Below are 23,582 nucleotides of genomic sequence, written 5' to 3'. Positions count from 1 at the left end.
ACTTATGTTAAATCAAATTTCTCGCACCATTTCTGGTTACTGCGGTTCAATGGTGGAAGGTGGTTTGCTTGATATTGCATATGTTACCCACGTTACATTTTCAATTTCGTTAGTTATCTTAGAACTAATTTTTTCTAGAGTGGAATATGGTAGTCTTGCCCAGTCAGCTGTCATCGCATCAACAGATTCAACGATTCTAATGGAAACAATATGACCAAAAATCCTTTCGTCCCCCAAAATTCCGACCGCCTTATCATCTCCCACTATCGCGAATGCTTGCCACACCTTATTGTACAAATCATCTTCAACTAGTACTTCTTCTACTATCTCGCTTGCTTTTCTGACCACATTTAACTTCTCTCGAGTTGTTTCACCGACAATTCTAACGGCCAGTCCCGGTCCTGGAAACGGGTGTCTGGTAAGCAAGTCGGGCGGTACACCCATTATTTTCGCCACATTTCGTACTTCGTCCTTATACAAGTATCTCAAAGGTTCTAGAATCTTTAAATGGAGCCACTCTGGGAGTCCACCTACGTTATGATGTGTTTTTATTACTGTAGCGGGACCACCGGATACTCCGCTCTCTATGACATCCGGGTATAAGGTTCCCTGAGCTAACCACTGAAATGGTCCATCTTTTTCGGCAAATTCTGTAAATACTCTTGCAAATTCCTCACCTACCTTTTTTCTTTTTTGTTCCGGATCTGTTAATCCCTCAAGACTTTTCAAAAATCTTTCTTTAGCATCTATTATTCTAAGAGGTATTCTTAATTTTCCTTTGAATATATCTGCTACAACCTCTCTTTCGTTCTCTCTCAGTAAACCGTTATCTACAAAAACGCAAGTCAAATTATCCTTGATTGCCTTGTGTATGAGGATAGCACAAGTCGTAGAGTCAATACCTCCACTGACAGCGCATAGGACTCTTTCATTTTTAACATGCATTTGTATATCGTTAATACTTGTTTCAATAAAGTTCGACATACTCCATTCAGGATTTGCTTCGCTAATCTCATTGGCAAAATTGAATAATACTTTACCCCCCTTCTCAGTATGAGCTACTTCTGGATGAAACTGTAATCCGAAAATCTTTTTGTCATTATTCCCTATTGCCGCCGAAAAAGAACTATTAGTTTTACCTATGACTTCAAACCCTTTAGGGATTATTTCTGCTGCATCACTGTGACTCATCCAACATCTAAGGCCATCTGAATCTATATTTTTGAATAAATTAGTTTTGTTCGTTATTGTCAACAATGCATTCCCATATTCTCTGTTTGGGACTCTCTTTATTTTGCCATTGAAGTGATCAACAATGATCTGATGTCCATAACAAATACCCAAAATAGGAACACCTAGTTCAAATATTTCATCATCGGGCTTGGGTGAGTTTTTACTGTAAACACTAGCAGGACCACCTGAAAATATTATACCTTTAGGCTTTAGATCTTTGATTTTTTTGGCTGGCGTATTAAAAGGAACTAATTCACAGTAGACGTTTAATTCTCTTATTCTCCTACAGATTAAGTGACTATACTGTGATCCAAAATCCATTACAACTATTTTGTCCATTATTTGTCCACTTTGTCTAACATTCTTGTCAATACCCAAGCAGCAGTATTGAAAATTTCATTGATTCTTTCCTTATCTCTATAATTCTTGATCTTTATTTTCTTGAGGATATCCTTATTTTCATCTTCGGTAGTGATATCATAAATGATTATATCCGATTCTGACAATTGCCCTTGTTTGTTTTTATCCAGGTCCTTGTTTTTCATTCCTTGTAATATCCTGTTTAAAAAAAAGGACCTAAAAGGTGGTGTTTCTATGCTAATTTTAATATTATCCTCGGGAATAATTGTCACTTCTTCGGATGTCACATGAACACGGGCAACGGGTGTATTATCCTTTAATCTTTTAATTAGACGCGTCTCTTCGACTACTTGCTCTCTTGATTCACTTTGCTCTTCATCCCCTCTCTGTCTTTTATAATAGTGATTAGCGGTTTTCTTCATTGAATTCACTTCAATTTTTTGCTCGTTGGGTAAGAAATTTTTTGATAAATTAAGATTGGCTGCAGTTTTGAAACTTCCTTGTTTTAAAACAGAATCAATTAATGAGAGAGTTATTTTTATTTTCTCTATTTCATCCTGTTTTTCTAAAATTTGTTTAGTTAACCATTCTCTTATCTCTGCTGCATTTTTGATATCGTCATCAGAGTAACCTAGCATAAAATGATGTGATTTTTTTCGATATTAAATGTTATTTATTGTCGTTTAGATAGGAAAATTCCTCTATAATATAACCTGTGCATTCTCATGTATTAAGCAAATGCAAATTGTAATAACTAATAATTTTTCTTGCTTTAGCTACTTTTAGAACTAATCTGATTTATGACTATAGAAAATTTGTCTAAGAATATGCTAACCAAATATTACGAGTATCTTGTGTAAGCCTACATTTAGAATACTAGTCATATTTTTCTGCCTTTCAGTTTAATATACTTTATTGTATTAAAATTATATATGGATAATTTTACCTTGATCTTAAGTTCGTTTCAAATTGCTAAAATCGCCAATTTATATAAAATTAAAATCATTGAATGATTTTGCTAGATTAGTTTGCTCATTGGAGAGAATTCCAATTCCTATTTATGAATATAATTATCAAAATACGGATATCTTTGCTGCTCAATCAGATACTCTAAATGGACACTCAATCACATATTATGTTGATAACATACAGTCAGGTGAAAATCAATATCTTTCGTATAAAGTCAACAACAATAATGAGGAAGCTGTGTTGGTTAATTCTATTAAGGATACTTCTGCATTGTACTCTCCTATTATCAAAATATCTATACCACCTCAGTCGTTCCTTAAACCCGCAAAGATAAGTACAACGACCAAGTACACTGGCATTGGTTTACGGGATCTTTTTAGTTTATCTAAATTAGTTGCATACCATACCATCTATGAGGAATCTACATTACCATTATTTCTTTTCCCAAAAAGAGGATCAAAGGATTTGGATCTCCCAGATACCGAAGTCGATATGAAATACGTTTTGGGATTACATTTAAACTTGACCGACTCATCAGATACAAGTTACTTTTATTACGTCGTATTAGAGCAAGAAATCCAAAAGTGTTTCATGAAATTTAGTATGCAAAAATCAACGGCTCCTTCTTTCTCCAATCATATCGATGAACATGGTTTTATATATCTAAAGATCATACAATTGGAAGATGTTCACCCCCTAGTCAAATTTTAGAATGGACCCTCCCGATTCCTTCGCAGACAGAATTAGTGCAATCAAAAGCGAAAAAGGCAGCAATATCGTTTTGGCGGTTGATCCAACATACAGAATAGAAAACTTACTCGACTATGTATGTCATATTATTAGCCAGTTACATGACTATGTTTGTGCTATCAAGCTAAATTTCCATGTAATACTGCCATTATCTAAAAATGAGCTAAGAAAAATTACAAAAATTGCTCATGACTATAATCTGCAAATCATAGCTGATCTTAAACTAAATGATATTTTTGATACCAATCAAGTCACCATTAAATATCTTTCTTCTTTGGGATTCGATTCTGTTATTGTAAATCCATTTATTGGAAAAATTAATCTTCAATCTACGGTTGATTACGCTCATTCATTGAATTTTGGGGTAATTTCTCTTGTATACATGAGCCATGCTGGTGCCATCGAAGGCTATGGCGGCTCCTTGTCGATTCAGAACGGTCGTGGCAAGTGGAAAAATTCAAAGCCTGTTTATCGCATATTTTACGAGAACTCTAAATCTGTGGGTGTAGATGGTGTGGTGGTTGGAGGGAATAGATTAGATATACTAAAAGAGTTAACATCCGAAGGTAATGGTAGCATCCCTATTTACTCCCCAGGTATTATCACCCAGGGAGGAGATATTAGTAAAGCACTTCAAGCTGGTTCGACATATTTAATCATAGGCAGAGCTATAATCAATTCTGATTCACCATTAGATGAAATTAAGAACATTTATGATCTAATAAAAGATCATGAGTTTTATAATCACTAATATACAACCTTTTGCAATTTAATAATTTCCTAAAAAACTAAATACCATCAAGAAGGGAACATCATCTATTACCTTTACGCTCTTTCCTTTTGCAAGCTTTAATCCTAGGGCAAGGGCAACAATATTTTTCCCGACTAAATTTAACATTGAGGAGGATTTTAGTAATCTTGCAGCTTCTTCTTCATTAATCTCTTCATCTTGGAAATATTCTTTTGATATATTTATCGTAAAATCGCCTTTGTTAATTTCTTTACCCGCTAAATCAAGATCACAAATGTTAATCATATATGTTCCTTGATACTTTATTCTTCTTAGTGCGTATTTATTGTCATGATTCATAAAGAATCTTTCTCTTCTATTGAGATAATATATTTATAAGTATATTTCTATCCCTAGTCCTCTCTAAACATAAAGTAATAATTATAGTATCGTCAAAAAAAATTCATTGAGTGCAGACAAGAAAGAAAATGATAATATTAATAATATCAAAAAAATTAATAAAAAAGGAATCATCTTAACCAGTATTTTAGTAGTAGGAATTATAGGTGCTAGTTTCATTGTATGGTTCCTACCATCCGAAAATCTACAAAATGGGGAAATAAGTAACATGACCATTTCATTTTTGGATCCAAACGATACCTTAACATCGGTCAATAGTCAATTCTTGTTATTGCAAAACGAGGTCCAAAATCAAATACATGATGCTAATGTAAATGATATCAACCAGACATACATTAATGATGTCATTGATGTCTCGATCATTCAAAATAATGAATTAATGCAGACCCTACTAAACGGACAACCAAATCAATCTTTAATGCCAAATTACGTGGAACTAATGAGTAATCTAAAAGCCTATTCCTTATATTTATTAGACGTCAAGAATATTACACTCAATTCGCTTAATGTAAGCCAGGATTTGAAAAATTTAGGAAATATTTAGGTATTGCTTAAATAAAATAAAAAAAGGATTATTTATAAAGAGCATTTTAAAAACTTCATAAAGATGCGACTTCTTGAATATCAAGGAAAAGAGCTATTTAATCAATTTAGTATAGAAATACCCTCTTCTATTCTCGCTGAAAACTTGGAAGATGCCAGAATTGCAGCTCAGAAATTAGGTTATCCGTTTGTGTTGAAATCTCAACTAACCGTTGGAGGTCGAGGCAAAGCAGGAGCAATTCAAAAATGCAAAGATCCTTCTGAATTGGAAACAAAGTTTAATGAATTATTGAAGAAAGAAGTTAAAGGCGAATTGCCGAGAGGTGTCCTACTAGAGAAAATGGTTGATATTGTTAAAGAAATCTATTTGTCTATCTTCTTAAATAGGAGCAAACGCTGCTTCTCGATAATTGCTTCATCGGAAGGAGGTATCGACATTGAACAAACTGATAATAAAATAATCCAAGATATTTCTATTGACGGCATGTCTGAGGAGTTAGCGAATACTATCGCATCGAACCTAAATATCCCAAACAAATCCAAAGAGAGTTTTGTCAATTTATTGCTGAATCTCTTTAAAGTAGTTATAGAAAAGGAGGCTGAACTTGCCGAAATAAATCCTCTTGCTATTATCTCTAATGACTCTTTACTTGCATTAGACGCTAAAGTGATCATAGACGATAACGCTCTCTTTAGACATGAAGATTTGCAAAAATATTTATACTTAAGCGATTTGGAAAAACAGGCCTCTAAAAATGGATTCTCATTTGTTGAATTGGAAGGTAACATTGCAATTATAGGGAATGGTGCTGGTTTAGTAATGTCAACTTTAGATATGGTCACTGACGCGAATGGTGAAGCCGGAGCTTTCCTTGATTTTGGAGGAAGAGCCACAAGTGAAACTATTTACGAAGCTCTTAAAGTCATAAGTAGGATTCCAAAGATAAAAGCAATCCTTGTGAATTTATATGGAGGAATTGTGCGGACAGACCTTGTAGCAATGGGAATTCTGGAAGCATATAAGAATAACATATTGACAGTGCCAGTATTTGCTAGAATCTCAGGGGCGCAATCCGAAAAGGCAAAGGAATTGCTTACAGGAAGTAATGCACGCCTATTTAACACTGTAGAGGAAGCAATAAATGCTGTAGTCCTAAGGATAAATAACAAATAAACCGAGTGGGACAATTTGAACACACAATTTGATATTTTTAGAATTCTATTAGGGAATGAAACTGATGATGACTATGAAAAGAAACCAGTAGTTATTCAAGGAATCACAGGCAGCTTTGGATCAACACACACAAGACTGATGCGATCCTACGGAACAAATATTGCTGCAGGTGTTACACCCGGCAAAGGAGGTTCTAAATTCGAAGATGTTCCTGTTTTCAATACTATGGGGGAGGCGGTACAAGAATCAGGATCAGTAATATCTGGAATATTCGTACCTGCTCCATTCTTCTATGAAGCCGCCAAAGAAGCTCTAGATAGTGGAATTAAACTAATAGTAGCAATACCTGAACATGTACCAATTATAGATTCAATTAAAGTCTACGAATATGCCAAGAAAAAAGGAGCAAGAATGATTGGACCGAATACTCCTGGAGTGATTATCCCAGATATAATGAAAGTTGGAATTATGCCTGCTCAACCTTTCACGAAGGGTAATACGGTTGTCTTTTCAAGAAGTGGGACCTTAATGTATGAAGTTTCGTTTCATCTATCTAACTCCGGATTTGGACAGCGTTTGGGACTGGGAATTGGGGGCGATCCAATTAATGGAACTAATCTTATCGACTCCTTTGAGTTAATTAGGAACAGGGAAGATGTTGATTCAGTGGTTGTGGTTGGTGAAATAGGTGGTGATGCAGAAGAGCAATTGGCTGACTATATTTTAAAAACTAATTTCTCAAAACCCGTAGTCGCCTACATAGCGGGAAGATCTGCGCCGAAAGAAAAACGAATGGGTCATGCTGGAGCTATAGTCTATGGAAATTACGGATCAGCCGATTCAAAAATAAATAACTATGCTAAGGCGGATGTTCCAGTTGCAAAAAGCCCTAGAGAAGTCCCGTTGTTATTAAGATCAAAATTAAGAAATTAATTGTATGATTTTGAAATCTCTTTTTATTTGCCTAACTTCAAATATAAATGATAAATCCACTTGGAAAAAAGATTTTGTACAAACTGTATGTTAAAAACTATGCATGATTGGATAGAAGAAATAGATGTTATCTATACCTACAAAAGAAAAAGAGTGTATAAATGTGGTAACTGTGGTTTCATATCAAAAAAAAGAGGTTTAAGACCCTCGTCTGAATCGGTTTATTGATATCATAAAATCCATTCCTAACTCTTTTGGCTCTAAAATGAGAAGCCTCATTTAGTATAATAGGCTAAATACAAACTATTTACATGAAAAAAAGATATCTTGTTTACCTAGACAATAGGAATAACTATTTGCCCACACGCTCTAATAGTATTTTACGCTCACTGCGTTCATTGCTTCAAGACTATAATCTTGCAGAAGTTAGGGATATCAGGATTTCAAGCTATTTTATCGAGTTGGATGTTATTACCGGGCACATGTTCTCACTGAGCGCAGATGATCATGATTTTTTTGGGCCCATTAATACTATAGGGTCTTTGATCCGTCTAGAAGAATTGAATGAGCAATCAAATATTCTATCCAATGAAGATGCCGTGATGTCCTCTATATTTTTATTTAATATGGAAAGATATTGGAAATCTCATGAAGTACTTGAGAGCGTGTGGAAAGATGCAAAAGGACAAACAAAAAGTCTTTTAAATGGTTTAATTCTGGTAGATGCAGCATATGTACACTTCCAAAAAGGGGAGAATGATATTTTTTTCTCTATCCTCAATCGCTCCTTAGAGAAATTCAAAGACTATTCAAGATATTTTTATGATATAAATATGAAATATTTAATAAAGGATATTAACAAAATAATACTCACCAAAAATGTATTTACCATCAAAATACATATGAAATAATTTTGTTTAAGAGGTGGGGAAGGGATTCGAACCCTTATATATTCGCTATCTACATCTTAGAATCTGCAGGCGAACGCATGACCGCTCTGCCACCCCACCAACTGTTTGTTTTATCATCGATTGAAAACTTATATTTCTTTGGTAATATTTTTTGTATCTCTGCTAGCTTGTATATCTAATATTTCAATAACATCAAAATTGCTTATGATCTTGATACTACATTGTTACCCTATAAAATTTTTTGATGCGAGTGTTATATCTTCGGATTTTATTGTTTTCCTGTGAGCATGATTGGCCAACTGTACGGCTTGTTTAGCAATATTCTCTCCTAACGCTTCAAGTATATTTCTTAATTCTTCAGCTGCACTGTCACTGACCCTTTCTGCCCCATATTTTTTTATTATTCTGTGAATGGAAGCCAGAGCTATTTCCGATTCTGAGTTTAATGCCATTTGTTCCATTAGATTTAATGTTTTATTTATTAAAAGCCTTTGTAAAATTGATTCAATTAAAGTGTTCATTCTTCTTATTAAATCCACCCTTATGGATTTTGATCAGAATAATTTTAGAATCAGAATTTAATCTATCTTGACTGATTCTTAAGACCCTATTGAAGGCCAGATAATTTATTGGGTAGGTTAATCTCTTGCTAGTACCATCATATACCACAACTAATAATTAATTAGTTGAATCTAACAATGATCACTTAATTTGCATTACGTTGACTCGCACATTCATTTGTCAGATATACATTATCAGAATTATCATAATATGATTTTTAACTATATCCGCGAGGCTAATGTTCAATCAATCTGCGTGTCTGAAAACTTTTATTCCTCTGTAGAGGCAATATTATTTAAAGAGAGGTTTTTTAAAAATTCTGAACTTTTTAGGGTTTTTGTAGGTATACACCCACAGTTTGCAGCGGTTAATCCTGACCTGCGATCCTTTGAAGCTCTTTTCCAATCCAAGATTGATTCTATTGATGGAATAGGTGAAATTGGGCTTGATCCTACATATACCAAGTTGGATCCGGACAATACTATCGAAAGACAGAAAAATGTTCTCGAAGAAATGCTAAATATAGCAGAAAAGAATAACAAGCCGGTGTCTCTTCATTCTAGAAGATCAGTCAACGAAATTCTAGAGATTCTGCCTTCATATAAAATTAGGGGTGCGGTATTTCATTGGTATGATGGGAACAAAAGCAATCTAAAAAGAATAAACGATAAAGGCTATTTCGTTTCTTTCGGTCCATATCTCCTGTACTCCAGTGACAAGCAAGCATTGTTAACCGAGGCTGATATTAACCTAATTTTGGTAGAAACTGATGGTCCGGTCAAATACAAGCATTGTTTTGACGGTGTCCTTACTTCTCCTGCATTGGTGATTAGCGTAGCTTATTTTGCTTCTATTTTGTTAAAAAAATCGTTTGATGATTTATCTCAAATACTTTATGAGAATTCTACACGATTTCTGAATTAGCATATCTATCCTCTTTTCACCCATAGGAGGAATCTAATTAAGATAAAAGATAAAATACCCTTGTTTTTTTTCTAATCATGTGGATAGAGTCAAAAAAATGGCCAACGAATTGTTGGAACGTTATCCTGATAAATTTACTAGTGATTATAACGAAAATAAAGAAACTATAAAGAATTTTGCTATTGTTCGTTCAAAAGAATTACGAAACAAAATAGCAGGCTACATTACTAAGACTATAAATAGAAATCTCGCTCAACAGAATGCTTCCATATCATATTCGGAAGAAAATCCTGAATCTCGCGAAGAAATTGCAGAATAAGATTGATAACCGTTGCTCTACTCGGTGGGATACGGAAGATAGCTGGATTTTCTACTGTAAATATCAATATCACTGATTCTAGCATTAATGAAATCCTTGCATTGTTGGAGAGGGATTATAATTTAGAAAATAAGATAAAACAGAGCGAAATAATGATAGCCATTAATGGCGTAGAGTCCTCTGTGCTGGGTGGAAGGGGAGCAAGAATTTCATCCGGAGATACTGTTACAATTCTGTCAGTTGTACATGGTGGATGACTTTAACTTTTTTAAAATATATTACAGTTTAGTGTTTACTATGATATAGTGAGTTTTGACAATATTTTTAAAGTAATCAAAGTATCCAAAGATCGTATAGGGGTAATAGTTGGGAAAAAGGGTTCTGTCAAATCTGAAATAGAATCAAAATGTAATATTATTCTAGATGTAGACGGCGAAACTGGAGATGTAACGATCCGATTAAAAAACGAATCATCATTAACAAATAGCGGAATATTCAAAGCATCCGAAATAGTAATGGCGATCTCAAAAGGCTTCTCTCCTGAGAGGGCCTATAGGTTGTTATCTGATGATTCTCTGCTACAGCTTATAGATCTGCGAGAGTACTCTGGAAAATCATTGAATTCTCTAGACCGGATCAAATCTAGACTTATTGGACAGAGTGGTAAATTTAGAAAGAATTTAGAAGATTTCTCTGGTGCTGATATATCGATCTATGGACATTTTGTAGGATTCATTGGTACTTATGACGAAACGTCTCTGGCTTTAAATGCAATTTTAATGATATGTAAGGGCAGCTCCCACAAATCAGTTTATCATATGCTTGAAGAACATAACAGGAAGAAAAAATTAGAAAAACTGGATTTATGGGAAAAAGTTAACTGAATATCCTATAGATCAGACAAACACTCAAGTATGCACTGTCATTTTACACGGACCATGAATTACTTATTTTGCTAATTCCTATTCTATAGATACTTTTTCGCATAGTGTATCCTTTGCAATAAATGATGCAGGGGTCCGGTTTCAATTTTTATCCCATCTGGTAAACATATCATTGTTTATTCCGAATTGATCAAGTGTTTTTCCAATGATATGTGAAATTAGATCGTCAATTGATTTTGGTTTATGGTAAAATCCTGGCATTGCCGGTAATATTACCACTCCAATTTCTGCTAACTTTAACATATTTGATATATGGATTTTAGAAAGAGGGGTTTCTCTGGGAACTATAACAAGCCTGCGATTTTCCTTAATAGTAACGGACGCTGCTCGAGAAATGAGGTTATCGTCGTACCCGTTGGCAATACTAGAAAGGGTTTTCATACTACAAGGAATAATTGTCATCCCGTCGGTTCTAAATGATCCACTTGATATAGAAGCCGCCATATTATTTTCGTCGTATACATAATTCGCAATATTTTTAATCTCATTAATGTTTTCCTCTGTTTCGATCTCTATATTTTTCTCTGCCCACTTGCTCAATACTAAATGGGTTTCGATCTCAAATTTCTCTAGTGCCCTCAAAAGTGCAATGCCGTAAATTACACCGGAACTTCCAGTAATGCCTACAACTATCCTTGGATTTTCTCCCATATTCTTTATTTATTGTGTTTCCAATGTTTTATATTTAATACCATAGTACTCTTCCTAATGCTTACAGTTTTTGGGTCGATTGCTTTAGACACTACTCGAACTCCTTTTGAGACCAAAGAGCGTATATTGGGAGGAGCTGCAACTTATGCATCGATGGCTGCATCCTTTTTCGTACCTGTCTCTTTAATAGGTGCAATTGGTAATGATTTTCCAGATAGATATTATACTCAGTTGGGCAATAAGATGGATATAAAGGGCTTGAAACAATTCAATGACAAAAAAACATTCTTTTATGATTCTACATTCGATTTTGACCTATCTCATAGGACGACTAATATAACGGAACTTAATGTAATTGAAAATTTTGAACCGATTGTTCCAACAGAATATAAAAGCTCAAAATTTATTTATCTAGCAAATAACGATCCAGAACAAAATATAAAAATAATTGACAGTTTTGACAGCCCTGAATTAATTGTTTGCGATACAATAGAATACTGGATTCTTAATAAAAAGAATTCTGTTATATCTATGATCGAGAAAACTAATGGAGTTGTAATAAATGACCAAGAGGCAAGATTGCTTTGTAATAACTCTAACCTTATTAAATGTGGAAAACAGCTATTATCCTATGGACCAAATTTTGCAATTATTAAAAAGGGCGAACATGGAGTGCTACTCTTTATTGATAACTCGGTTGTTCCAATACCTGGATACCCATTAGAAAGTGTTACCGATCCTACAGGAGCTGGAGATTCATTTGCTGGTGGATTCATGGGATACTTAATATCAAAATCTAAAAATCGTTTATTTGATGACTTGGCATTATTCAAAGAATCAATTCTTATGGGAAGTATTATGGGCACTTTTGCAATTGAAGAGTTTGGAATAGATGGATTAATTCGATTAACGAGGCAAAATATAATGGAAAGGTATGACAAATACAAAAAGATATTACATGTTTAGCCTTTTTAGAAAGTATTATTATTGACTTTTGGATAATATATTGTGACCACTAGTTAAATGAAAGTCCTTATCATTGATAATTATGATTCTTTTGTTTATAACATTGTTCAGATCATGGGTTTATTAAGTACTGATCCTATAGTGAAACGGAATAATCAGATTACCATTAAGGGTATATCTAAAATAAATCCTGACGCAATTATTATATCGCCGGGTCCAGGACACCCCAAATACAAAAAGGATTTTGGAATTTGTACAGATGTAATAACTAAATTGGGACCGTCTGTTCCAATTCTAGGGATTTGCCTGGGGCATCAAGGCATTGTGAACGCCTTTGGTGGCACGGTAAAAAGAGCAAATAACATAAAGCATGGCAAGACCAGTGAAATCCAATTCAACGACAATACTGATCTATTTGAAGGGGTTAAAAACCCGTTTATAGCAACACGCTATCACTCACTAATTGCAGATAGAGCTAATTTCCCAAAATGTTTGAAAATTACTTCCATTTCATTAGACGACCGAGAAATAATGAGTGCCTGTCACGAAAAATTTCTGATAGAGGGGATACAGTTTCATCCTGAGTCGATATTAACTGTTGAAGGTAAAAAAATTCTCTCTAATTTTATCCGAATGGTAAAGAAATGACCTCAAAAAATAAAAATATAGATTCATGTATAGATAAAACTGATTGTAATCACAATAACTATAACATAGATGATACATACTCTCAAAACCAAATTTATCTTAAGAAACTCTCGACCGGACAGAGATTAAATTACAAGGAGATTAGGACAGTAATGACTAATATCATGAATGGTCATTGTTCTGATGTATTTGTTTCAGCTTTTTTAATGTCATTAGCATTAAAGGGAGAGGACATAGAAGAATTAAAGGCCGTGATTGAAATTATCAGAGCATATTCGATTCCAATAAACCCCATGTCTGATCTCCCGATTATAGATAATTGTGGAACCGGAGGAGATTTTTTAAACACTTTCAATATAAGCACCACTTCAGCCGTGATTGCTAGTTCTTGTAAAAAAATAGCCATAGCAAAACATGGTAATAAATCGTCATCAAGTCTCAGTGGTAGTGCAGATTTGTTCGAATATGTAGGTTATCGATTAGATGACGGCACTGTCACTTCTATCGAAAAATCGATAGAAAATTACGGCTTTGGTTTCCTTTATGCTCCTAAATTTCATCCAGGATTAAGGCATGTTTCTCAGGTGAGGAAGGAGCTAGGAATCCGTACAATATTTAATAAAGTCGGACCTTTGTGTAACCCCTGCAGAAATCTGTACGGTCAAGTGATAGGAGTTGCCGATCCCTCTTTGTTAACCATTATTCCTAGAATAATACCTAATCTTGGTTTGCAGCACGCGATGATTGTTCGATCCCATGATGGGATGGATGAACTATCTACCACTAACAGAAACACTATAATTCATATTACTTTCCAGGATGGCAGGTATAGCGTCCGAAATGAATTATTAGATCCAGCTTCATTGGGTTTGCCTAAATCCACGATCGAAGAAATAACAGTAAGGGATAGAATGGAATCAATAAACGAAAGTTTACGCATAATATATGGAATACAATCCAATAAATCGAAGGAAAATATTGTTTTACTTAACAGTGCTGCTGCCTTAATGGTTGGAGGGGACATAAAATCTTTAAGCGATGCCATATCGATTGCAAGAGAATCTCTAAATGCAGGACGCCCACAAAAACTATTAGAAACTATTGTAAAGAATGGTGGAGATGTTTCAAAGTTGGAACAAGCTCAAAAAATCTTAAATATCCGGCGTAAAAATTAACAGTAGTGTTTTCAATCTGCTGGTGGATTAAATTGCTTACACAATAAATATACCTCACTGCTTTGTTTCCTACTTGCGTCAGGCTTGGTTATATGAACTACGGAAAATATACTTTTTACATAGGCGATAAATTCCGGTGTTGCTTCTCCTTGAAATACTTTGTATAATGCGTTCCCCTTTACTTTTAGGATTTTCTTAGTAATCTCTACAGCCTTCATTGTTAGGTCAATCTGTTTTAAGTGATCCATCTCCCACAATCCTGATACATTAGGTGCTAAATCTGACAAGACTATGTCGGCCTTGCCCTCCAAATACTTTGATAATAATGTTACCATTTGTTCGTCCTCTACATTTCCATTAATTACTATAACGTTTGAAATCGGTTCAATTTCTTTCACGTCTATCCCAATGACCCTTCCCCTACTTCCGGCTATTTTGGATGCAAATTGTAACCAACCTCCTGGAGCTGCCCCTATGTCCACTATTTTCATCCCTTGTTTTAAAAGATGATGTGATTTATTTAATTGTGAAAGCTTGTAAACGGCGCGACTCCTATAGCTGTTTTCTTTTGCAAGCTTCCTATAGGGATCTCTCCTTGCATCGGCAAGTTTCAATTATATCATTCTCATATATAGGCTGGTTAGCATTTATAATATTTGTTTCTTGAATACTTCTAGTAATGTTTTTTATAGGTATAAATCTAAAAAAATTTTATGCATCCGGATATTCGATACGTTCAAAATTTAATAAAAAATTATCCTGACTTTCCTAAGCAAGGAATCTTGTTCAAGGATATCAATCCTGTATTTAGAGATGGTAAATCCTTAAACATCCTTGGAAATCATTTTTATAACCACTTCGACAAAGCTGACGTTGATTATATTGCGGGCATAGAAGCACGCGGGTTTATTTTATCTACATTATTGGGTTTGAAATTTAATAAAGGGATAATTATGATAAGAAAAGCTGGCAAACTCCCTGGAACCACAATAAAACAAGCTTACGGGATTGAATACGGTACAGCCATAATGGAATTGCAATCCGATTCATTGAGGAAGGGTGACAGGATTTTGATCGCCGATGACTTACTTGCTACTGGCGGTACTGCCTTAGCCGCAGCCACGTTAGTTGAGGACCTAGGAGGCCAAGTAGCGGGATTTGCGTTTGTAATAGAATTATCGGCTTTGGATGGAGGAAAACTATTAAAAGAAAGAGGATATCGTGTTCATTCAATGGTGGTTTACTAATGGTGGCTATTGATAAACCAATAGGAATAGCGATAATAGGTGGTACAGGAATTTATAATCCTAATTTATTTAAGATAGAGCAATCAATTAATCCTCATACTCCATATGGCCCCACTTCAGATGCCATTATTATAGGAAAATTTGATAATCAGCGAATAGCTTTTCTTCCTAGGCATGGAAAAGGGCACCGGATTCCTCCACACATGATAAATTATCGGGCCAACATTTGGGCACTAAAAGAATTGGGTGTTAAAAGAATTATAGCACCTTCTGCGGTAGGTAGTTTGGATTATAAAATAAAGCCTGGAGATGTCATGCTTCCTGATCAGTTTCTTGATTTAACAAAAAAAAGAGAATATACATTTTATAATGGACCAAAAGTGTGCCATATTTCTGTAGCCGATCCTTTCTGTGGAGACATGAGGAATATTATTAGTAATTGTATTAATGAGTTAAGTATCCATGTTCATACTAAAGGAACATACGTATGTATCGAGGGTCCAAGGTTTTCTACACGGGCAGAATCGAAGATATACAGAGATGTATTTCAGGCTGATATCATCGGCATGACTCTAGTTCCAGAATGCATTTTGGCGAGAGAATGTGAGATTTGTTATCTTTCTGTTTCTACAATTACCGATTATGATGTTTGGGCTGATCAGCCTGTGTCATCACGAGAAATCATAGAAACCTTAGAGAAGAATGTTGAAACCACCAGGAGGATTCTAGAGACGGTAATACCTATGATCCCTGAGGAACAAAACAATTGTTCATGTGGAAATGCTTTAAAGGACGCAGTGTTATAAAATTTTAACAATGAGAAAAAATTATAGTCTTTTCGTTTGAATGGTAATATCTCCTTCAATAATTTTCCTCTGAACTATCAATATCACAATTTCAGGATCCAAATTCAATTTTCTAATTTTGTCACTAGTGGTTCTACTAATTTTGACGCTAATATTGTGTCCTCCAATACGACCAAAAGCTACTGCATTAAAACTGAACTTGTTATTATAAATCAGAAAATGGCCCGATAGCTTACTAGCCAAAGCCCCTTCTACTACATGCTTTATGCTAACATCTATATCTAGATTGTTATATTCTTCTGGAAATTCATTTATCATATTATTTCAATTCTTCAGCGATTTCGATACTCTTGTTTACATTTTCTGAAACCAAAAAACTCCACCATTCTTTATCAACGATCTTAAAATTTGATGTGTCTACAATTATTTTAGTTTCATCATCGGTATCCAAAAACTCTGTTTTACCATCTTTAACAACACTTATCAATTTCCATCGATCTTTTCCCTTTCTAGATTTATTTATGGCCACGGCCCAAATTTCTTCGTCCTTAATTTCGGGCATGCCTATCTTATCAGTGATATCAAGAATTCCTAATCTTTTTTCTTCACAAAAAAATTTCTTTGATATAAGACTTCTCCAGATATCTACTGCCCCGATATTTCTCCCATTTTCATTAATATTTATTACACCAAAATAGGCAATTTTGTCTTTATTGTTTGAAGAAGTTGAAGATTGCATTCTAAATTACTAAGTTAATCGTTTTCCCTTATTTAGGCCTTCCACAGTATCAATCTCTATTATACTCGATTTTGATAGTTTTCTAGCATTATTCCAAGGTTATCGATCTTTGTGTTCTTTTTAAACACCATGTTATTTTCTTGACAAATTCTTCTATATCTATTTACTATTGCAAACCGTGGATGCAATGCTCGAAATTCGTTTTTATTAATTTCAATAACCATTCCTTTACTTTCTAAGCTCTTGGCAATTTCGATAATCTGATCAGGTCCGAGGTTCAAGTTCTCTTGGAATCCAAAAGAAGTTGTTTTTTCTGACTTCATCAGGGCTAAAAAAATATCGGTCTCCAAATCATTTATTTGAAGTTCTTCCATTAGTAAGATCTTGATTTGGTTTATAAGATTCATAATTGTGTTGTTAGTAGATATTAAAAATAAGTTATCCTTTAATGGTGCCTTGTAAATGGGTCTGGTCTGTTAATGCCCACGTCCATTAATGTTGTTCATATCTCTAAGGGACGATGCCCAAATATACAAATATTCAAATATTATCTCGTTCAATTTAATATATGCCTATTCAAAATGGGTCTGAGTATATCGAAAGCTTGAGAAATAGAAATTTGCAGGTTTATCTTTTTGGAGATCTAGTTAAGGAACCGGTTGATCATCCTATGATTAGACCCTCAATTAATGCTGTGGCTGCTACATATGATATCGCAGTAGAAGATCCTGAAATAGGTTCTGCAACCTCTTCATTGACAGGATTAAAGGTTAATAGATTCTTGCATATCGCAGAAAGTTCCCAAGATTTGGTGAATCAAAACCGTATGCAAAGAAAGCTTGGACAACAAACTGGAACTTGTTTTCAACGCTGTGTGGGAATGGATGCCTTAAACTCATTGTATTCTACAACCTTTGAAATTGATAAAAAATATCAAACACCATATCATTCGAGATTAGTTGAATTTATCAAAAAGATTCAATACGAAAATCATGTGATTGGAGGGACAATGACCGATGTAAAAGGGGACCGAAGTTTATCTCCTTCTCAACAAGAAGACCCCGATATGTTTGTACATGTTATCAAGAAAGACGACAAAGGTGTTTACATCAAAGGAGCTAAAGCTCATCAGACAGGGTGCATTAATTCACATTGGTTAATAGTGATGCCAACCATGCGTATGAGACCTGAAGACAAGGATTATGCAATTGTTGGTGCTATACCTGTAGATGCAAAAGGTATTACATACATCTACGGGAGACAATCGTGCGATACCAGAAGCATGGAAGATGGTGAATTGGATGCAGGCAATTCTCAGTTTTCTGGACAAGAGGCATTAATAATATTTGATAATGTGTTTATTCCAAATGAATTGATCTTTATGGAAGGAGAAGTGGAGTTTGCTTCAATGTTAGTTGAAAGGTTTACGTGCTATCATAGGCGAAGTTATGTTTGCAAAACCGGATTAGGAGATGTATTGATTGGTGCATCTGCGGCTATCGCTGAATACAATGGAATTTCAAACGCCTCCCACATTAAAGACAAATTAATTGAGATGACTCATTTGAATGAGACGATTTTTGCAGCTGGTATTGCATCCTCACATCAGGCATACAAAACTGAATCTGGAAATTTCATCAATGATGATATGCTCGCGAATGTGTGTAAGCACAATGTTACCCGCTTTCCATACGAAATAGGAAGACTAGCCCAGGACATTGCTGGAGGGCTTATGGTCACGATGCCTTCTGAAAAGGACTTTCGAGGGCCTATTACCGGTCCATTGCTTGATAAATATCTGAAAGGACGAAAGGGTGTATCAACAGAAGATAGAGTTCGTATACTTCGGTTAATTGAAAATATGACTTTAGGTAGAAATGCCGTTGGCTACTTGACCGAATCCATGCATGGGGCAGGGTCGCCACAGGCTCAACGTATCCAAATTGCTAGACAGATGCAGCTAGAATACAAAAAGAATTTGGCAAGAAAATTGGCCAAAGTACCAGAGGGCGAAGCCACTATATCAACTCCCTCATTAGTAGAATCGTCGGATTATTTTGATAGAATATTTGGAACAAAAAAATAACCTGAAGCTCGGGATTAAATCCTCTTTATTTTCTATATTGTATTATTAAAAGAAAGATTTTTTCCGAAATTATATTGTTCTCTATTCAATTTAGGTTGTTCCTATAGATTAGTTCTGAAATTCCGATTCCAATGATTTCTTTTTCTTTTTCATACTAAATATCTTATCAGCTTGTTTTAACGCTTCTGCTCGGGATCTTTTTAATAACATCGATTGTATCAACATGTAGTTTTCCGGTATTACCATTCCCGTTTGGTCATCTGAATAAGAAATTTTCAAAGTATCCTCCTGAATCTTTAATAATTCGCTATGAATGTGAACCATCGATGTATCTCCATGATCAAATCTAAGTTCTACCGCCTTCTTTCTTATATCTCCGGTGCCCTTTGCATTGTTCAAAATAGCAACTCCAAATTCATTTTTGAATGTATCTAAGATAGCATCCTTAGATGGTGGTCTACCATCGAACCTGATTGTCATTTGATGAAGATGCATCATTCTGGATGGGACCTTTAAGGCATCGACATACAAATTGGCAGAAGGTATGAAATCTTTCAAGTCGTCCTGGTGATGTGGATTTTTATCCCATTCTATTGAATCCTTCACTTCTTTCTTATCTTCAAGATCCGCCCATCTCCTCACTAAAACTACGTCAAATCTTTTGATTGACTGCCTGTAATTCTCAATCAACGGTTGAATTATTTTGCCCATTCCAGTAACATTGCAACTACCCTGAATCACAGAATCTTTTTCTAAAGTCTTATCATAATTAACTCTTGAATTGTGGATAATGTCTGCGACGGAATTTCTTCCATACCTATCCTCACCACCTTGAAAAATCGCCTTCTTCTTAAGAGGATGATAATATTTTCTCTTATTTTTAATTCCGTTCCCTTCTGTAGAAGCATCAATAACCAAATCGGATTGTGTTATTGCATCCTCTATACTTCCTGAAATTTCGTAATTTTTGTTTCTAAATTCCTTAATTAATTTGCGAGGTACAAAAACCTTGTATCCCTTGTTTATTGCTTCTTGTGTTTTCTCGTCGACAGAATATTTTGCTATGCCTATAAGATTAATAGATTTATCCCTTGCCAGGGCGGTTGCCAACCGGCTTCCAATTATGCCATAACCATTAATAAAAACTTGATACACTCTTGGTTTGTAACTTTCACAATATTTAATATATTTTTAATGGTCGTTATATTAACCTAAATTTCATCTCCTGCCAAACTACCTTGCTACAATTAATAAAATCTGCTTATATTCAAAGCGGGCTAATTAGTTTCAACAAAATATTATCATAACTAATCCATTATACTTATTCTTTTTTAATTCGAAAGTTTACGATCTTTGATTGTAACAGCGTTCGATCATACTTATTGCATGCTGCCTACTCTGCAAAGTGTTGACTATAGCCACCTATTATAAACCAGAAGGTTGATAACACTTGATCTAAACAAAAACAAAGCAGGAATATCAGAGAGATTTTATTACAACTTAGAAAACTGTAATCAATTATACGGATATTGATTGGTAAAATAATATGATCTTCGACTAAAAGCTAGAACTTGATCCACGCTAAATAAAGCCAAAGTTATAATAAAGTCAGTTGCAAGACAACATATTATGACCATGGATGGCGGTGATAGAAGAGGTGTTAATATGGAACAAACTGTAAATGATCTAGTACAGGAATCGAAATTACTTGAAGCCTATTATAATGATATAGTAGCAAAGGAGTCGGTATTACATCGATTATATGAAGAGTCTCATAACTCCTTTGAAGCATTAAGAACTTTGACCTCAGAATCCGAAACATTATCATTAGTTCCTCTAGGAATAGGTGTTTATGTAAAAAGTCTTATTTATCCAATTGAAAAAGTTTTAGTAAATATCGGCGCTGGAGTAGTAGTTGAAAAGAAGAAGGATGATGCTGTCAATTTTATAGAACAACGCATAAAGGAATTTGAATTAGCGACAAAGCAATTGTCAACTCAAAAACAACAGATTTCACATCGCATGATGGAAATACAGAATACTGTAAATTCTTATGTTGGACAGATGCGGAGGCAGGATGACTCAACCCACTCGCATTCCCATCCGCATACACATTAGAGGCAGACAAAATCTATCATTTTAAAGAATTAGGTTACTAATTGGGATGCCTATATGTTTGATAAATTAAAGCGAGCATTCTCTAATGCCGCGAAAAACATTAGCCAAAGGGAACTGTCTGAAAAAGATTTGGATGAAAGTCTTTTTGATCTAAATATTGCCCTTTTGGAAAGTGACGTCTCTCAAGAAGTTATAGATGATTTATCCAAGCAAATAAAAGATAATTTAGTGGGTATGAAATTACAAAAGAATGAAACTACTGAGCAAGTTATCGCATCTACACTAAAGGATAATTTTTCAAAAATTCTAGCCAAGGCAGGATCAGTTGATCTGATTTCTGCTATCAATGCAAAGAAGCAAAACAAAGGTGGACCATTTAAGATTGTATTTTTAGGAATAAATGGAACAGGAAAGACAACTACTGTAGCTAAGGTAGCTAATTTGCTGAAAAAGTCTGGATTTTCAATAGTGATTGCTGCAGCTGATACTCACAGGGCCGGAGCAATAGAGCAAATTTCCTTACACGCTGAAAAACTATCTATAAAAGTGATATCTCAAAGATATGGTGCCGACCCGTCAGCTGTTTCCAGAGATGCACTAGAGTATGCTAGCAAACACTACATCGATGTTGTCTTAATTGATACTGCAGGCAGGATGCAAACTGCAAAGAATCTAATGGATGAAATTGGAAAAATTGTAAAGGTGATCAAACCTGATGTTAAACTATTTGTTGGTGATTCGTTATCGGGTAATGATACAATTAACCAAGCTAGAGAGTTCTTTTCATATACAGAATTTGACGGTGCAATACTGACCAAGACCGATGCCGATGCAAAAGGCGGATCAGCAATATCAATATCCTATATTACCTCTAAACCGATTATTTATCTTGGTGTTGGTCAAGGATACGACGATATCATCAAGTTCAACAGAGAAAGATTTGTTGAAACTATTTTCAATAATGAGTCCATACTTGATTCTCATCGGGGTGCTCAAACATCATTGCCCATAGAGAATCACGGTGTCCCTGAAATAGAAGAGGCTAATGTAGGTAAAGGCACAATTAATCCATTAACGGATGATGTTATAGACGAAAAGAGCCAAGTTTTTGATCAGAATTCAGAAATACTTTTGGCCCAAAATCGTCCTGAAGCGTTACCAGATTTTGATAAAGAATCGATGAATGATGATTTGAAAATAGATTCTTCTTCCTCTTCTAATACTCTTATTGAACAACAAGAATCATCTTCTAACAAAAATCCAATAAGGGGGATTGAAAAAATTTCAACAACTAGAGAAGAACAAGGAGAAGAAAAGAAGGAACAGGGTGAGAAAAAAAGCCGATTCGGATGGTTGAAGAAAAAGAAATAGCTATTTGAAAGCATTAAATTAAAGATTTTTTTCAAAACTTATATTGAAAGAAGATATCTTAAGCCTTCAAGATTTGCGGTCTGACCAAATTTTAGCCCTACTGGATCACGCATCAACTCTGAAAAACCAGCTCAAAATAGAAGGTTCTAATCCAAAATACTTAAATGGAAAAATCTTGGGGATGATTTTTCAAAAGCCCTCTACAAGAACGAGAATAAGTTTTGAAACAGCGATGCTTCAATTAGGTGGGCATGCTATAAACCTGTCTTTTAATGATTTACAATTATCTCGTGGTGAATCACTAGAAGATACAGCTAGGACCGTTTCGCTATATGTTGATATGATGATGGCTAGAGTTTATGATCATAAAGATATTGAAAAATTATCACAATATTCTACTATTCCAGTTATAAATGGCCTGTCAGATTTATTTCATCCCTGTCAAATTCTGGCGGATTTACTCACTATTCTCGAATATAAAAAAAAATTAAAAGGAGTCAATTTAGCGTTTATTGGAGATGGCAACAATATTTGTAATGATTTACTACTAGGCTGCTCTAAATTAGGAATGAATATTCGAGTTTCAACTCCTATAGGATTTGAACCGACGGATTGGGTGATTGACATTGCAAGAACATCTTCTAAAGACAATGAATCAACTTTATTGATAACATCGGATCCTACTGAAGCGGTTATTGATGCGGATGTAATAGTAACTGATACTCACCTTTCAATTGGAAAAGAAAATGAACTTGATAGCCGTGAAAAGATATTTTTTCCTAAATATCAGGTTAATGATGACTTGATCAAATATGCAAAAAAAGATTTCATCTTCATGCACTGTTTGCCGGCAAAGAGGGGGAAAGAGGTTACATCTCAGATAATTGATGGCCCTCATTCTGCCATTTGGAGTGAGGCCGAAAATCGATTACATGTACAAAAATCATTAATGATCAAAGTCTTGGAAGGTTCATCCGATCAGAATAGACCCTTTGATAAATAAT

General features: G+C 34.7%; 29 protein-coding genes and 1 tRNA gene. 19 read left to right on the top strand and 11 right to left on the bottom strand.

From position 1 onward, the window contains the following. Positions 1–36: 36 nt before the first annotated feature. Positions 37–1,572, bottom strand: coding sequence for a glutamine-hydrolyzing GMP synthase (guaA, locus tag AB0A59_RS10775; RefSeq protein ID WP_458743709.1), 1,536 nt, complete (start codon positions 1,570–1,572; stop codon positions 37–39). Further along, entirely contained in the window at positions 1,572–2,231 is a 660-nt protein-coding gene (locus AB0A59_RS10770) for a hypothetical protein (RefSeq protein ID WP_458743707.1), read from the bottom strand. Before AB0A59_RS10770 ends, guaA begins: the two co-directional genes overlap by 1 nt. 331 nt (positions 2,232–2,562) lie before the next feature. On the opposite strand from AB0A59_RS10770, the gene AB0A59_RS10765 reads away from it, so the two are divergent. After that, positions 2,563–3,273, top strand: a complete 711-nt coding sequence (locus tag AB0A59_RS10765; RefSeq protein ID WP_458743705.1) for a hypothetical protein — start codon at positions 2,563–2,565, stop codon at positions 3,271–3,273. 1 nt (position 3,274) lies between these two features. After that, positions 3,275–4,063: an orotidine 5'-phosphate decarboxylase / HUMPS family protein gene (locus AB0A59_RS10760; protein ID WP_458743703.1), complete on the top strand. Its 789-nt coding sequence runs from the start codon at positions 3,275–3,277 to the stop codon at positions 4,061–4,063. An 18-nt stretch (positions 4,064–4,081) separates the two neighbouring features. On the opposite strand, the gene AB0A59_RS10755 is transcribed toward AB0A59_RS10760, so the two are convergent. Further along, the gene (locus tag AB0A59_RS10755; RefSeq protein WP_458743702.1) at positions 4,082–4,402 is read right to left on the bottom strand and encodes a DUF424 domain-containing protein; all 321 of its coding nucleotides are present in this window, start codon (positions 4,400–4,402) and stop codon (positions 4,082–4,084) included. Between the two features lie 106 nt (positions 4,403–4,508). Between AB0A59_RS10755 and AB0A59_RS10750 the strand changes: the two genes are divergently transcribed. From AB0A59_RS10750 to AB0A59_RS10735, 4 genes are all read left to right on the top strand, one after another. Further along, the gene (locus AB0A59_RS10750) at positions 4,509–5,006 is read left to right on the top strand and encodes a hypothetical protein (protein ID WP_458743700.1); all 498 of its coding nucleotides are present in this window, start codon (positions 4,509–4,511) and stop codon (positions 5,004–5,006) included. Positions 5,007–5,069: 63 nt separating this feature from the next. After that, entirely contained in the window at positions 5,070–6,179 is a 1,110-nt protein-coding gene (locus AB0A59_RS10745; RefSeq protein ID WP_458743698.1) for a succinate--CoA ligase subunit beta, read from the top strand. 15 nt (positions 6,180–6,194) lie between these two features. Continuing rightward, a complete protein-coding gene (gene sucD / locus AB0A59_RS10740; RefSeq protein WP_458743696.1) occupies positions 6,195–7,112 on the top strand; it encodes a succinate--CoA ligase subunit alpha in 918 nt (305 codons plus the stop codon). A gap of 311 nt (positions 7,113–7,423) precedes the next feature. After that, the gene (locus AB0A59_RS10735; RefSeq protein WP_458743695.1) at positions 7,424–8,023 is read left to right on the top strand and encodes a DUF309 domain-containing protein; all 600 of its coding nucleotides are present in this window, start codon (positions 7,424–7,426) and stop codon (positions 8,021–8,023) included. Positions 8,024–8,034: 11 nt separating this feature from the next. On the opposite strand, the gene AB0A59_RS10730 is transcribed toward AB0A59_RS10735, so the two are convergent. Both AB0A59_RS10730 and AB0A59_RS10725 read right to left on the bottom strand, forming a co-directional pair. Continuing rightward, a tRNA-Cys gene (locus AB0A59_RS10730) sits at positions 8,035–8,122 on the bottom strand. Between the two features lie 125 nt (positions 8,123–8,247). Then, positions 8,248–8,544 (bottom strand): histone family protein, encoded by a 297-nt coding sequence (locus AB0A59_RS10725; RefSeq protein ID WP_458743693.1) that lies wholly within the window; start codon positions 8,542–8,544, stop codon positions 8,248–8,250. Positions 8,545–8,734: 190 nt separating this feature from the next. Here AB0A59_RS10725 and AB0A59_RS10720 point away from each other — a divergent pair, with 190 nt between their 5' ends. From AB0A59_RS10720 to AB0A59_RS10705, 4 genes are all read left to right on the top strand, one after another. After that, positions 8,735–9,508 carry a TatD family hydrolase gene (locus AB0A59_RS10720; RefSeq protein ID WP_458743692.1) on the top strand — a complete coding sequence of 258 codons (774 nt, stop codon included), beginning with the start codon at positions 8,735–8,737 and terminating at the stop codon, positions 9,506–9,508. A 79-nt stretch (positions 9,509–9,587) separates the two neighbouring features. Then, positions 9,588–9,827, top strand: a complete 240-nt coding sequence (locus AB0A59_RS10715; RefSeq protein WP_458743690.1) for a 30S ribosomal protein S17e — start codon at positions 9,588–9,590, stop codon at positions 9,825–9,827. 2 nt (positions 9,828–9,829) lie between these two features. Further along, entirely contained in the window at positions 9,830–10,084 is a 255-nt protein-coding gene (locus AB0A59_RS10710; RefSeq protein WP_458743688.1) for a MoaD/ThiS family protein, read from the top strand. Positions 10,085–10,132: 48 nt separating this feature from the next. Further along, positions 10,133–10,711 carry a KH domain-containing protein gene (locus tag AB0A59_RS10705; RefSeq protein ID WP_458743687.1) on the top strand — a complete coding sequence of 193 codons (579 nt, stop codon included), beginning with the start codon at positions 10,133–10,135 and terminating at the stop codon, positions 10,709–10,711. 141 nt (positions 10,712–10,852) lie between these two features. Here AB0A59_RS10705 and AB0A59_RS10700 read toward each other — a convergent pair whose 3' ends face one another. Further along, a complete protein-coding gene (locus AB0A59_RS10700; protein ID WP_458743685.1) occupies positions 10,853–11,422 on the bottom strand; it encodes a UbiX family flavin prenyltransferase in 570 nt (189 codons plus the stop codon). Between the two features lie 57 nt (positions 11,423–11,479). Here AB0A59_RS10700 and AB0A59_RS10695 point away from each other — a divergent pair, with 57 nt between their 5' ends. Genes AB0A59_RS10695 through trpD form a run of 3 tightly spaced genes read left to right on the top strand, consistent with a single transcriptional unit; the run spans position 11,480 to position 14,211 of the window. After that, positions 11,480–12,388: a PfkB family carbohydrate kinase gene (locus AB0A59_RS10695; RefSeq protein ID WP_458743684.1), complete on the top strand. Its 909-nt coding sequence runs from the start codon at positions 11,480–11,482 to the stop codon at positions 12,386–12,388. A 57-nt stretch (positions 12,389–12,445) separates the two neighbouring features. Then, on the top strand, positions 12,446–13,036 hold the full coding sequence (locus tag AB0A59_RS10690; RefSeq protein WP_458743682.1) for an anthranilate synthase component II: 591 nt from the start codon (positions 12,446–12,448) through the stop codon (positions 13,034–13,036). Further along, positions 13,033–14,211, top strand: a complete 1,179-nt coding sequence (gene trpD, locus AB0A59_RS10685) for an anthranilate phosphoribosyltransferase (RefSeq protein WP_458743680.1) — start codon at positions 13,033–13,035, stop codon at positions 14,209–14,211. Before AB0A59_RS10690 ends, trpD begins: the two co-directional genes overlap by 4 nt. A gap of 11 nt (positions 14,212–14,222) precedes the next feature. Here trpD and AB0A59_RS10680 read toward each other — a convergent pair whose 3' ends face one another. Beyond that, the gene (locus AB0A59_RS10680; protein ID WP_458743678.1) at positions 14,223–14,825 is read right to left on the bottom strand and encodes an RlmE family RNA methyltransferase; all 603 of its coding nucleotides are present in this window, start codon (positions 14,823–14,825) and stop codon (positions 14,223–14,225) included. A 99-nt stretch (positions 14,826–14,924) separates the two neighbouring features. Here AB0A59_RS10680 and AB0A59_RS10675 point away from each other — a divergent pair, with 99 nt between their 5' ends. Both AB0A59_RS10675 and AB0A59_RS10670 read left to right on the top strand, forming a co-directional pair. Further along, the gene (locus AB0A59_RS10675) at positions 14,925–15,458 is read left to right on the top strand and encodes an adenine phosphoribosyltransferase (RefSeq protein ID WP_458743677.1); all 534 of its coding nucleotides are present in this window, start codon (positions 14,925–14,927) and stop codon (positions 15,456–15,458) included. Further along, positions 15,458–16,264 carry an S-methyl-5'-thioadenosine phosphorylase gene (locus tag AB0A59_RS10670; RefSeq protein ID WP_458743675.1) on the top strand — a complete coding sequence of 269 codons (807 nt, stop codon included), beginning with the start codon at positions 15,458–15,460 and terminating at the stop codon, positions 16,262–16,264. The genes AB0A59_RS10675 and AB0A59_RS10670 overlap by 1 nt, the downstream gene beginning before the upstream one ends. A gap of 21 nt (positions 16,265–16,285) precedes the next feature. On the opposite strand, the gene AB0A59_RS10665 is transcribed toward AB0A59_RS10670, so the two are convergent. Genes AB0A59_RS10665 through AB0A59_RS10655 form a run of 3 tightly spaced genes read right to left on the bottom strand, consistent with a single transcriptional unit; the run spans position 16,286 to position 17,410 of the window. Then, positions 16,286–16,582 carry a hypothetical protein gene (locus AB0A59_RS10665; protein WP_458743673.1) on the bottom strand — a complete coding sequence of 99 codons (297 nt, stop codon included), beginning with the start codon at positions 16,580–16,582 and terminating at the stop codon, positions 16,286–16,288. 1 nt (position 16,583) lies between these two features. Beyond that, positions 16,584–17,003: a hypothetical protein gene (locus AB0A59_RS10660; RefSeq protein WP_458743671.1), complete on the bottom strand. Its 420-nt coding sequence runs from the start codon at positions 17,001–17,003 to the stop codon at positions 16,584–16,586. A gap of 59 nt (positions 17,004–17,062) precedes the next feature. Next, entirely contained in the window at positions 17,063–17,410 is a 348-nt protein-coding gene (locus tag AB0A59_RS10655; protein WP_458743669.1) for a hypothetical protein, read from the bottom strand. Between the two features lie 161 nt (positions 17,411–17,571). Between AB0A59_RS10655 and AB0A59_RS10650 the strand changes: the two genes are divergently transcribed. Then, on the top strand, positions 17,572–19,089 hold the full coding sequence (locus AB0A59_RS10650) for a 4-hydroxyphenylacetate 3-hydroxylase family protein (protein ID WP_458743668.1): 1,518 nt from the start codon (positions 17,572–17,574) through the stop codon (positions 19,087–19,089). Positions 19,090–19,197: 108 nt separating this feature from the next. On the opposite strand, the gene AB0A59_RS10645 is transcribed toward AB0A59_RS10650, so the two are convergent. Beyond that, a complete protein-coding gene (locus tag AB0A59_RS10645; protein ID WP_458743666.1) occupies positions 19,198–20,244 on the bottom strand; it encodes a type II glyceraldehyde-3-phosphate dehydrogenase in 1,047 nt (348 codons plus the stop codon). A 474-nt stretch (positions 20,245–20,718) separates the two neighbouring features. On the opposite strand from AB0A59_RS10645, the gene pfdA reads away from it, so the two are divergent. Genes pfdA through argF form a run of 3 tightly spaced genes read left to right on the top strand, consistent with a single transcriptional unit; the run spans position 20,719 to position 23,581 of the window. Beyond that, a complete protein-coding gene (gene pfdA / locus AB0A59_RS10640; RefSeq protein ID WP_458743664.1) occupies positions 20,719–21,207 on the top strand; it encodes a prefoldin subunit alpha in 489 nt (162 codons plus the stop codon). A 54-nt stretch (positions 21,208–21,261) separates the two neighbouring features. Further along, complete coding sequence (ftsY, locus tag AB0A59_RS10635) at positions 21,262–22,578, top strand: signal recognition particle-docking protein FtsY (protein WP_458743662.1); 1,317 nt, start codon at positions 21,262–21,264, stop codon at positions 22,576–22,578. A gap of 43 nt (positions 22,579–22,621) precedes the next feature. Further along, positions 22,622–23,581 (top strand): ornithine carbamoyltransferase, encoded by a 960-nt coding sequence (argF, locus tag AB0A59_RS10630; RefSeq protein ID WP_458743661.1) that lies wholly within the window; start codon positions 22,622–22,624, stop codon positions 23,579–23,581. The last annotated feature ends 1 nt before the right edge of the window (position 23,582 follow it).

It is taken from the genome of Candidatus Nitrosocosmicus sp. T (assembly GCF_054408485.1).
This window is presented reverse-complemented; position numbering and strand designations above follow the sequence as displayed.